We start from the raw sequence: 7,748 nt of genomic DNA on the forward strand, positions 1-7,748 counted from the left end.
AGCGTCCCAGCACGATGTCGATGCGGATATGCTCGTTGCGCAGAAAAGTGTAGCCGGCGCACAGCAGGAACACCGCCGCGAAACAGGTACCATTGCAGCTCCAGCCAGGCGTTGGAACTGATGTTCGCCGCGTAGCGGATGACTGCGTTGACCGAACTGACCACCACGGCGACCAGCACGAGCCAGTAGGCGAGCTTGCCGATGCCTTCGTTCACGGCATCGATCAGCCCGCTTAGTCTGAGCAGACCTCTCAAAGGAGAAACCTCCCTGTTGCGGGGGCGCGGCCTTGGCCGTCCCCTTTTGCTTTTGTTGCAGCCGCACGGGCGCGGCAGGTCGCAACCCTCTCTCGGTTCGAGGGTATATCAAAAGATTGGATTTGAAGGGACTATTCCTTTCACGCCCCCTCGACGGCAAGGGCTACGTTGGAGCTACGTAGAATCCCGTAGATGCATACCGCGGAATGCATCGCAAATCGCATCGCAGGCGGCGATGCGGCCCGCCGCTTCAGTTCATGAACGAGGCTCGCCGACGCTTTGCCCCCCGCGCCGGAATCGGCGGATGCTTGATTTCCTTGATTTCAGCTTCCTGAATAATGTTGGCCCATCATTTGCTCATAGACGTCGCAATGGTGTCCGTCTTCCCGAACACACTCGACCGCGACTGACAGCGGGGCGGCAAGGGATCGATCTTGGCACAGGCGTCATTCGCAAATGGAGGATTTAGATGGCATGGCTGGCAAATATGACCGTTCGGACCAAGACAATCCTGTCGTTCACGGTCGTTGTTGCAATGATGATCGGATTTGGACTCTTCTCGATCCTGCAAATGTCAGCCTTGAACGAAAAGTCCATCGAGATCAGAAACAACTGGCTTCCCTCAGTCAAAGCGGCTGCGAATATGTATACGCTATTCGACTTCTATAGAATCGTTGAAGGAGTCCATATCCTCGCAAATTCGGAAACCGACAGAGCAACGGAAGAAAAAACAATGGCGGATATCCTCGCGTCCTTTGATAAGGCCGATCAGGAATACGCCTCGATGCTGACTTTTGGATTTGAGACTGAAACTTACAACACCTTCAAATCAGCGTGGAACAATTATCTGAATATCAGCAAGAGCACTGTGATTCCGTTGTCTCGCGCCAACAAGGATAGCGAGGCGGGCGCGATTTTCCGCGGTGACGAGCGAAAGGAATACCGCAGGGCGAAGGATCTTCTGCAACAGCTGATCGACTTCAACACCCGCGAGGGCGCCAAGGCGGCCGATGAGGGACAGGACCGCTTTGAGACCAGCATTACTCTGACGATCGGCGCCTCCGTGCTGGTAACGGTGATCTGCATCGGCTTGGCGGCATCGCTGCTGTCCAGTGTGGTCCGGCCGATCCTGACGCTGACCGGCACCATGGGCCGTCTGGCGAACCGTGAACTGTCCGCGCCCGTCGATGGAACCGCCCGCAGCGACGAGCTGGGCGCGATGGCCCGCGCGGTGCAGGTGTTCAAGGACGGCCTGATCGAGGCCGACCGGCTCGCCGCCGCCGAGGCCGCTGAACAGCAGGCCAAGCTGCGTCGGGCACAGACCATCGAGCGGCTGCTCACCGGCTTTGAAAGCTCCTCCAACGCTGCCCTGCGCACGGTTGCCGCCGCTGCGTCGGAACTGGACGCCACCGCACACAGCATGTCGGCGATGGCCCAGCAGACCAGCAGCCAGGCCACCGTCGTGGCGTCGGCCGCCGAGCAGACCAGCGCCAACGTCCAGACCGTCGCCACCGCCACCGAGGAAATGGCCAGTTCCATCCGCGAGATCGGCACCCAGATCGCCCGCTCCGCCGACATCGCCGGCAAGGCCGTCAACGAAGCGGCGCAGACCAGCAACGCGGTGCGCAGCCTTGCCGAGGCCGCTCAAAAGATCGGCGAGGTCGTCGGCCTGATCACCGACATCGCCAGCCAGACCAACCTGCTGGCGCTGAACGCCACCATCGAGGCGGCCCGCGCCGGCGAGGCCGGCAAGGGCTTCGCGGTGGTCGCCAGCGAGGTCAAGAGCCTTGCCGGCCAGACCGCCAAGGCGACCGACGAGATCGCCAGCCAGATCGGCGCCATCCAGCAGACGACCCAGAGCGTGGTGTCGGCGATCACCGGCATCGGCGGCACCATCGGCAGCATCAACGACATCACCACCGCCATTGCCGCGGCCATCGAAGAGCAGAGTGCGGCGACCAACGAGATTTCCCGCAACGTCCAGCAAGCCGCCGCCGGCACGCAGGAGGTGATTGAGCAGCATCGTGCAGGTTAATGCAGGATGCAGGCGAGGCCGGTAACGCTGCCGGTCAGGTGTTGACCGCGGCGGTCGAGCTGTCCCGGCAGGCCGAGATGATGCGCCCGACGTCGAGCGGTTCCTCAGCGATATCAAGGCTGCTTGACCAGCCACCGACCGTTGCCGGCAAGCAAAAGAAAAGCCCTGCCGAAGCAGGGCTTTTTTGTTCTGCAGCACATATCGCGGTGGCGACCCCAGCTGGATTCGAACCAGCGACCTGCCGCTTAGAAGGCGGCTGCTCTATCCAACTGAGCTATGGGGCCTTATTCCAAACGCGGTGTCTCGAACCCGGGCGATGCCCGCGATCAGACGCGCGGGCGGTCGGTGCGGAAATTATCCGCGTAGTTGCGCGGACGGATGCGACGGATCGGAGCATCCTGAACGGTGTAGTTCCAGCCCTCGCGCTCCGCAAAGGCGATCGCCTCCTCCTTCGTCTCGAAGGACAGGCGCACCTGGTTCAGCGTGTCGCCGGAACTGGTCCAGCCCATCAGCGGTTCCGGACGGCGGGGCGTCTCGATCTCATAGTCGAGCATCCAGCGGTGAGTCTTGGCCCGGCCGGATTGCATGGCCGTCTTGCTCGGCTGATAGATCCGGACGTTCATGGCTTGCTCGTCTCCCCAAATGCCTGCGGTTGCGTCCCCATGCCAATGGCTTGGACGCGGAATTACCCTCTGGCGATGGTCGGGGCGCCCGGATTCGAACCGGGGGCCTCCAGTACCCAAAACTGGCGCGCTGACCAGACTGCGCTACGCCCCGTCGCCGCGTTGTGAGATACACGAACGCCACGCGGACGGCAAGCGAAGGGCGCACTGTTTTCGCGGACTTTCGCCATCGCGCCTGCCGCGCTGGTCGATTCTGCGGCGTTCGGTCGCTCAACAGCCTGTCGCCACCACCGTTCCGGATCCGTTTCATTGCCATCGCTCACGCCCGCGCCCCTCGCCATTGCCCTTTTCCTGCCCGACCTTGCCGACCGGCCGGACCGCCGCTCAGCCGTCGATCTCGCACACCAATTGCTGCACGCTGGTGCGGCGGTGGACGTGGTGGCGCCGATGGGAGGAGGGCCGTTGCGCGCAGCGCTCGCTCCATCGGTCGGTCAGATCGACCTTGCCAAGCGACATGCGGCGACCTCCGCCCTGGCGCTCGCCCGCGTGGTGTCCGAACGGCAGCCAGCGCTGCTCGCCATTCCGCAGCATGTGGTTTGGGTCGGGAGGCTGGCGCTGATGTTGGCGCGCAGCGACGCGCGCTTGGTCGCGCTGACGGACGATGTGGAAATCGACTTTGCCGCTATTCGTGCCGCAACGCCTCGATGGGATTGAGGCGAGCAGCACGACGCGCGGGATAGAGACCGAAGAACACGCCGATCAGGCCGCTGACCGCCACAGCCAGAACCACGGAATCGAGCTGGATCAGCGTCGGCCAGCCCGCCAGCGCAGCGACTCCAACCGCGGTGCCGATGCCCAAAGCGACACCGATGGAGGCGCCGATGAGCGACAGCGTGGTCGATTCGATCAGGAACTGCACCAGAATGTCGCGCCGGCGCGCACCGATGGCGAGCCGCAGCCCGATCTCCCGCGTGCGCTCGGTCACCGACACCAGCATGATGTTCATGATGCCGATGCCGCCGACCAGCAGCGAGACCGCCGCCACCGCCGCCAGCAGAAAGGACAGGGCGCGGGACGACGCATCGCGGGTCGCCGACACCTCCGACAGATCGCGCATCCAAAAATCGTCGTCCTGACCGGGGATCAGCCTGTGGCGCTGGCGCAACAGATCGCGGATCTGCGCCTGGGCTTCGGTCATGTCGGAGCCGTCGCGCATCTTCACCACCATGGTATGGATGAAGCGCGGGTTGCTCTTCGCCATGCCCGGAATGTTGCGCTTTGCCATGGACAGCGGCACGAAGATGACGTCGTCCTGGTCCTGGCCCTGGGTATTCTGCCCCTTCTCCGCCAGCACACCGACGACAGTCAGCGGGGTGGAGAACAGCCGCACCGGCTCACCGATGGGATCGCCGCCGCCGAACAGGTTGCGCACCACCGTCTGGCCCAGCACCACCACCTTGTTGGCCTGCGCCACATCCTCGTCCGACAGGCCGCGCCCTGCCGCGATGCTCCAGTCGCGGGCGTCCATATAGTCCGGCGTGATACCGAACAGCACGGTTCCCCAATTCTGGTTGCCGGCGACGATCTGCAATCCCCAGCGCACCGACGGCGCGGTCACCACCACACTGGGGATCTCCGCCAGCACCGACAGAGCATCATCCTCCGTCAGGGAGGAGGCGGTGCCGGCGCCGAGCTTCACTCCGCTGCGGACGATGCTGCCCTGCCCCACCATGATCAGGTTGGTGCCCAGGCTGGCGATCTGACGCAGCACCTGATCCCGCGCGCCGGCCCCAACGGCAACCATGGCGATGACGGCGGCAACGCCGATGACGATGCCCAGCATGGTCAGCGCGCTGCGCAGCATGTTCGCCCGCAGCGACTCGAGCGCGGCGCGGAGCGCGTCCCAGGCGGTCACGCCGCGACCTCCGCATCCTGCCGCAAATCGTCGATCAGGCGCCCGTCGCGGAAATGCAGGACACGGCCGGCAAAGCGCGCCACCTCCGGCTCATGCGTCACCAGCACGATGGTGATGCCGCGACGGTTCAGCCGCTGGAACAGACCGATGATCTCCAGGCTGGTGGCGGTGTCGAGCGCACCGGTCGGCTCGTCGGCCAGCAGCAGCAGCGGATCGTTGACCAGGGCGCGGGCAATGGCGACGCGCTGCTGCTGCCCGCCCGAAAGTTGGGTCGGCCGGTGACCCGCCCGCTCGCGCAGCCCCACCGCATCGAGCGCGGCCAGCGCCCGCTCCACCCGCCGGGCACTGGCAACGCCGGCATAGACCATGGGCAGCATCACATTGCCGAGCGCGCTCTGGCGCGGCAGCAGGTTGAAGGACTGGAAGACGAAGCCGATGCTGCGGTTGCGCACCGCCGCCAGCGCGTCGGACGAAAAGCCGGCGACCTCCTGCCCGTCCAGCCGATAGTGGCCGGAATCGGGGCGGTCCAGGCAGCCGAGCAGGTTCATGAAGGTGGATTTGCCGGAGCCGGACGGCCCCATCACCGCGACGAACTCGCCACGATTGACGGTGACGGAAACGTCATCGAGCGCATGGACGATCTGCGGCCCCATGCGGTAATGGCGGGTGAGCCGATCGACCGCGATCAAGGGCTTGGCGGTGTCAGAAGCCAAGGCGTGGTCCCCGGCGGCTGTCACGGTCGGCGGCAAGAATGCCGGTGATGACCTCCTGTCCGGCCCGGAGTTCCCCCGCCACCACCTCGGTGAAGCTGCCGTCGCCGATGCCGAGCCGCACCGGCACGCCGACAGGACTCCCATTGCCGGGGCCGGGCACCCAGACGGTGCGCGTCGCGTTGGCTGCCCGGCCGGGATCGAGCAGCGACTCGAAGCGGTCGCGCTGCGCCGGGTCGAGAAGTCCGGCGATCCGCTCCAGCGTGGCGGTGCGGATGGCGTTGGCCTCCACCCTTCGGCGCTCAGGGTCGCCGCCCTCGGCATCCAGAGCAGTGAAACGTTCGCGCGCCTCGCCGACCAGGGCGACGATGTCCCGCCGTCTCGCCTCGTCCAGCGTCAACCCGTCCATCACCCGCTTGGCCACGGCCTCCAGCGCGGCGGCGCCCCGGCCACCGTTCAGGCCGCCAGTGGTCGGGGGTGGGGCATCGGCAGCCCCCCCGTCCACACCGGGCGGACGGAAACGCAGGGCGGCATTGGGCAGCTTTACCGCCGCCGGCCGCTCGTCCACCGTGATCCGCAGGTTGGCGGTCATACCGGGCAGCAGCCGCAGTTCCGGATTCTCCACCGTGATGACCACGATGTAGGTGACGACCGTCTGGTCCTCCTTCGGCGCCAGACGCACCTGCGCCACCCGGCCAGTGAAGCTGTCACCGGGAAAAGCATTCACACTGAAGCGCACCGGCATGCCTTCGCGTACCCGGCCGATATCGGCCTCGTCGATGCTGGCCAGCACCTCCATCTGCCGCAGATCCTGGGCGATGGTGAACAGGGTGGGCGCCGACAGGCTTGCCGCCACCGTCTGGCCGGTGCTGACCGCCCGATTCACCACCACCCCGTCGATGGGCGAGCGGATGACGGAACGGTTCAGGTCGACGCGGACCAACTGCAAGGCGGCCTCCCGCTGGGCCACCTGGGCGCGGGCGACCTCGACCTGGGCGGCGGCGACCGCCAGCGAGGCATCTGCGGACGCCTCCGCCGCTTCCGCCTGACGCTTCTGGGCGCGGGAGGCAATCAGCTGGGCCTGGGCGCTGTGGGCTGCGGTCTCCGCCTTCTCAAGATCGGCGGCGGCGACCACACCGCGGCCCTGCAGATCGCGCCGCCGCCGCAGGTCGCGCTCGGCATCGCGCTGGGCGAGGTCGGCGCGGACGATCTGGGCGTCGGCATTGGCGACGCTGGCCTTGGCATTGGCAAGATCGGCCCGCGCCTTGTCGAGCAGGGCCTGCTGCTGGATCAGGGACGCCTTGGCGGAATCGACATCGGCACCGGCCTGGGCCAGCCGCGCGGCAAGCTGGTCGCCATTCAGCCGCGCCAGGATCTGCCCGCTGGTGACCCGGTTGTTGAAATCGGCATAAAGCTCGGCGATCTGGCCGGAGAGTTGGGAACTGACCTCGACCGTCACCAGGGCACTCATGGTGCCGGTGGCTGTGATGGCGCTGACCAGCGCACCCTGCTCCACCCGCGCCAGCCGATAGGCCGGTCCCGGCTCCGCCCGCGCCAGCACGACATAGGCGGACAGCCCGGCTGCGGCGCAGAGCGCAAGTCCGAGATAGATCGCCGCCCGCCTGCCCATTGCGCCCCTCCGCACCGCGCCACCCGCGCGATGAATCTGGGGGAGTTTACGCGAAAGTCATGGGCCAGGGGCCGTCTTTTGGCCTCAGGGCTTGGCGATGTCCGGCGAGACCACACGGTCGCCGGGACGGATGCCTAGCCGCGAGGCCATGCCGCCGTTCAGTTCCAGGATCGCCTTCACCGGTCCGTCGGAATTGACCGAATCCAGCGATTCCGGCACGGCACGCTCGTGAATGTTCACGATGCGGCCATCGGCGGCGATGAACAGCATGTCCAGCGGGATCAGCGTGTTCTTCATCCAGAAGCTGGCCGGCTGCACCCGGTCATAGACGAACAGCATCCCGGCATCGGCCGCCATCGACTGGCGGAACATCAGCCCCTGGGCCTGCTGGCCGGGCGTCAGCGCCAGTTCGACGTCGAAGCGGAACTTGCCGCCACCCGTCGTCTCGATGGTCAGCTTGGATTTCTGGAAGCTCTCCAGCGCCAGCGCCCGGAAAGCGACCACCAGAAGCAGGAGCGCTGCGACGACACTCCGAAAACTCCGACCGACCATCATGCTTGTCCCCGAAAGCTGACTTGACC

7 protein-coding genes, 2 tRNA genes and 1 pseudogene are annotated in these 7,748 nt (G+C 65.8%); 2 read left to right on the forward strand and 8 right to left on the reverse strand.

Annotated elements, in window-relative coordinates:
- Positions 1-215, reverse strand: a pseudogene (locus I71_RS35645) (hypothetical protein); the annotation flags it as partial.
- 508 nt (positions 216-723) lie between these two features.
- Here I71_RS35645 and I71_RS05945 point away from each other — a divergent pair.
- A complete protein-coding gene (locus I71_RS05945) occupies positions 724-2,289 on the forward strand; it encodes a methyl-accepting chemotaxis protein (RefSeq protein ID WP_244433664.1) in 1,566 nt (521 codons plus the stop codon).
- A gap of 207 nt (positions 2,290-2,496) precedes the next feature.
- On the opposite strand, the gene I71_RS05950 is transcribed toward I71_RS05945, so the two are convergent.
- The 3 genes from I71_RS05950 to I71_RS05960 all read right to left on the reverse strand — a co-directional run bounded on the left by I71_RS05950 (position 2,497) and on the right by I71_RS05960 (position 3,066).
- Positions 2,497-2,573: transfer RNA gene (locus I71_RS05950), tRNA-Arg, on the reverse strand.
- 42 nt (positions 2,574-2,615) lie between these two features.
- On the reverse strand, positions 2,616-2,912 hold the full coding sequence (locus tag I71_RS05955) for an ETC complex I subunit (protein WP_042692248.1): 297 nt from the start codon (positions 2,910-2,912) through the stop codon (positions 2,616-2,618).
- A 76-nt stretch (positions 2,913-2,988) separates the two neighbouring features.
- Positions 2,989-3,066: transfer RNA gene (locus tag I71_RS05960), tRNA-Pro, on the reverse strand.
- Positions 3,067-3,221: 155 nt separating this feature from the next.
- On the opposite strand from I71_RS05960, the gene I71_RS05965 reads away from it, so the two are divergent.
- Positions 3,222-3,626 carry a hypothetical protein gene (locus tag I71_RS05965; protein ID WP_042692253.1) on the forward strand — a complete coding sequence of 135 codons (405 nt, stop codon included), beginning with the start codon at positions 3,222-3,224 and terminating at the stop codon, positions 3,624-3,626.
- Here the strand turns inward: I71_RS05965 and I71_RS05970 are convergent.
- From I71_RS05970 to I71_RS05985, 4 genes are all read right to left on the reverse strand, one after another.
- Positions 3,595-4,827: an ABC transporter permease gene (locus tag I71_RS05970; RefSeq protein ID WP_083897003.1), complete on the reverse strand. Its 1,233-nt coding sequence runs from the start codon at positions 4,825-4,827 to the stop codon at positions 3,595-3,597. The two genes, I71_RS05965 and I71_RS05970, sit on opposite strands and share 32 nt — an antisense overlap.
- The gene (locus I71_RS05975) at positions 4,824-5,540 is read right to left on the reverse strand and encodes an ABC transporter ATP-binding protein (protein WP_244433665.1); all 717 of its coding nucleotides are present in this window, start codon (positions 5,538-5,540) and stop codon (positions 4,824-4,826) included. Before I71_RS05975 ends, I71_RS05970 begins: the two co-directional genes overlap by 4 nt.
- A complete protein-coding gene (locus I71_RS05980; protein ID WP_042692256.1) occupies positions 5,530-7,167 on the reverse strand; it encodes an efflux RND transporter periplasmic adaptor subunit in 1,638 nt (545 codons plus the stop codon). Before I71_RS05980 ends, I71_RS05975 begins: the two co-directional genes overlap by 11 nt.
- An 84-nt stretch (positions 7,168-7,251) precedes the next feature.
- Positions 7,252-7,722: a DUF192 domain-containing protein gene (locus I71_RS05985; protein ID WP_244433666.1), complete on the reverse strand. Its 471-nt coding sequence runs from the start codon at positions 7,720-7,722 to the stop codon at positions 7,252-7,254.
- Positions 7,723-7,748: the final 26 nt, after the last annotated feature.

This window comes from Azospirillum sp. B506 (genome assembly GCF_000333595.1).
Taxonomy (GTDB): Bacteria; Pseudomonadota; Alphaproteobacteria; order Azospirillales; family Azospirillaceae; genus Azospirillum.